General features: G+C 68.3%; 3 protein-coding genes and 1 pseudogene. All 4 read left to right on the plus strand.

Features of this window, described 5'->3' with window-relative positions:
• Positions 1-188 precede the first annotated feature (188 nt).
• Positions 189-902 (plus strand): hypothetical protein, encoded by a 714-nt coding sequence (locus D7Y13_RS40910; RefSeq protein ID WP_244222462.1) that lies wholly within the window; start codon positions 189-191, stop codon positions 900-902.
• A gap of 24 nt (positions 903-926) precedes the next feature.
• On the plus strand, positions 927-1,505 hold the full coding sequence (locus D7Y13_RS40915) for a hypothetical protein (RefSeq protein ID WP_120584088.1): 579 nt from the start codon (positions 927-929) through the stop codon (positions 1,503-1,505).
• A gap of 195 nt (positions 1,506-1,700) precedes the next feature.
• A complete protein-coding gene (locus D7Y13_RS40920; protein ID WP_120533746.1) occupies positions 1,701-2,180 on the plus strand; it encodes an RNA polymerase sigma factor in 480 nt (159 codons plus the stop codon).
• Positions 2,177-2,281 (plus strand): annotated as a pseudogene (locus D7Y13_RS49985) (ActD-like protein); the annotation flags it as partial. The gene D7Y13_RS40920 and the pseudogene D7Y13_RS49985, both read left to right, overlap by 4 nt.
• Positions 2,282-2,314: the final 33 nt, after the last annotated feature.

The following is a 2,314-nucleotide window of genomic DNA, read 5'->3' on the forward strand; positions in this document are numbered from 1 at the left end:
TATAAGAGACAGGCAGGGTAGGGGGGAACCCATCTTCGTTAAACCCAGGGGCCCACCCTCGCATCAAGAACCCGACACTTGGCGGCCAAACGATGCAAGCGAGCGTCTTTCTGCTTGATGGGCAGGGGAGCACGGCGGTGGGGGCGTGATAATGGGGGAACTGCGTGATTCGCTGGTTTCGCAGGTCCGTGCAGGCGCTGCCCTGGCTGACGGTGCTGATGGGGTGCTCGACTCCCCCGTTGGTGGAAGGGGTCTGGCGGCCGGGTCCTGGCGCATCGCCGGATCACATCCCCGGGCCACTGAAGAACTTCGGACCCTACGAGCTTGCCGCCGATGCGTTGACGGCCGCATGTCCGCTCATCCTCTCCAAGCCGAACGCCACGGTCGTCCATCTGCAGGAGGCTCAGCCCGAGGTGGCTCTCCGCGCTGCGACTGAGTACTGCGCCTGGCTCTACGTCACTCCCGAGGGACGTTACGAGATGAGCATGCTGTCGGATTCATCCCGTCCGGGGGATGGAGTGCGCGGCATGCGGAGCTGCGCGCTGCCTGCCTTCGTCGAGGATGCCCGCTATGCGACCGGTACCCTCAAGCAGATCTTCGCACTGCACAACCACCCGTTCGGCACGCGGCTCTCCGCAAGGGATCTGCGCTTCATCGAGGCGATGGCCGGCGTCCATGAGTGGGAGGTCCTGACGCGAGAAGGATCCATCCGCCTCTCCATCATCGCGTTCTTCTCGCGGTCGCGGGATGCGAGCGCCCCTACGTGTGACGGCTTCTACCAGTACGTTCCAGCCACCCGGGAGATGATGCTGTGGACGCGGACCGGGGACCTGTGGAAGCAGGAGTCCCATGGTGTCGTCACCTGGCTCGATGAACGCACCTATCGTCTGGACGCGCGGTAGGGAGGCTGCATGCGAGGACGGCTCATGATGCTGAGGACGGTCGTACTGGTGTTGGGACTGGTGGGATGTGCCCGGAGGCCCGAGCCCCTTTCGGCTCCGGTCCTCGACGACCGGACCGTCCACTTCCCGGTGCCCACCGGTGCGGACGTCATCCGGGTGGGGGCCGCCGGTGTGCCTGCCGTGCTGGATGGCGAAACGCTGCGCGCGCTGATGATCGTCTCGCGGGACCTGTTTCCGCTGGGGAGCGCGGCCTCCACCTGTGACAGCCGGCCGGAGTCCTTCACGTACCGTGTTCTCCGGCAGGGCGGCCTGCTCTTCGTCTACGTGGACGAGGAGCCCTCCGCGTGTGGCCGGCGGTTTCCGACGCTCGATTCCGGAGCGAAGTACGCCCTGCGCGCGGATGGCCGCATCCTCCGGCGCGTCGTTGATGGCGTGGACGCGGATGATGAGCTGCGCGGTGGGGTGCTGCCGGATGGCGGGGTGGGGACCGTGCTCGTGCCTCCGACGATGGGCGCGCTCCCCATGGATGGCGGCCTCCCCGCTGTCTCCAGGGAGGATGCGGTGGCCCCGGATGCCGGGCTGCTGTCCCCTGTCGGGCGGTGATTCCCCTGGGTGGGCGGCTGTGCTCCCTCCACGTTCATCCCCAGGCGCCGGCCGGCCGGACGTGCTGAAGGGCTTCACCGGGGTGGGGTGGCCGGATTGGGGGAAAACGGGATAGGGACGCCGCTGGCTGAAAAAAGCCGGTGACAGACTTTCGGGGCACCGGTGTTCCCCTGGTCCTACCGGGAGGCGTGCGCGGTGTCCGTCGATGTGGAGGCCTATTACCGACGCTACGGCCCCCAGGTGCTCCGGCGCTGCCGCTTCCTCTTGCGCTCCGAGGAACAGGCCGTGGACGCCATGCAGGACGTGTTCGTGCAACTGCTTCGCTACCAGTCCGCCTTGAAGGACGCGGCGCCTTCCAGCCTGCTGCATCAGATCGCCACCCGGGTGTGCCTCAACCGCCTTCGCGGCGCGAAGCGGCGCCCGGAGGACCGGGACGATGAGCTGGTCCTGCGCATCGCCGCCTCCGGCGACCTGGAGGCGCGCGCCTCCGCCCGGGGCCTGCTGGACCGGCTCTTCGGCCGCGTGCCCGCGTCCAGCCGCGACATCGCCGTGCTCCACCTGGTGGACGGCATGACGCTGGAGGAAACCGCCCGCGAGGTGGGCCTGTCCGTGTCCGGGGTGCGCAAGCGCCTGCGGGCCCTGTCCGCTGTCCTGCAGGAGCTGGAGGCCGCATGACGTCCCCCCACCGCACCCCGGATTGGCTGCTGGAGCGCATCGCCCTGGGGGAACTCCCTCCGGACGAACTCGCCGCCGCCCGCGCCCGCCTCGACCAGGAACTGTCTCTTATACACACCTGACGCTGCCGACGA

The organism is Corallococcus praedator, assembly GCF_003612125.1.
GTDB classification, from domain to species: domain Bacteria; phylum Myxococcota; class Myxococcia; order Myxococcales; family Myxococcaceae; genus Corallococcus; species Corallococcus praedator.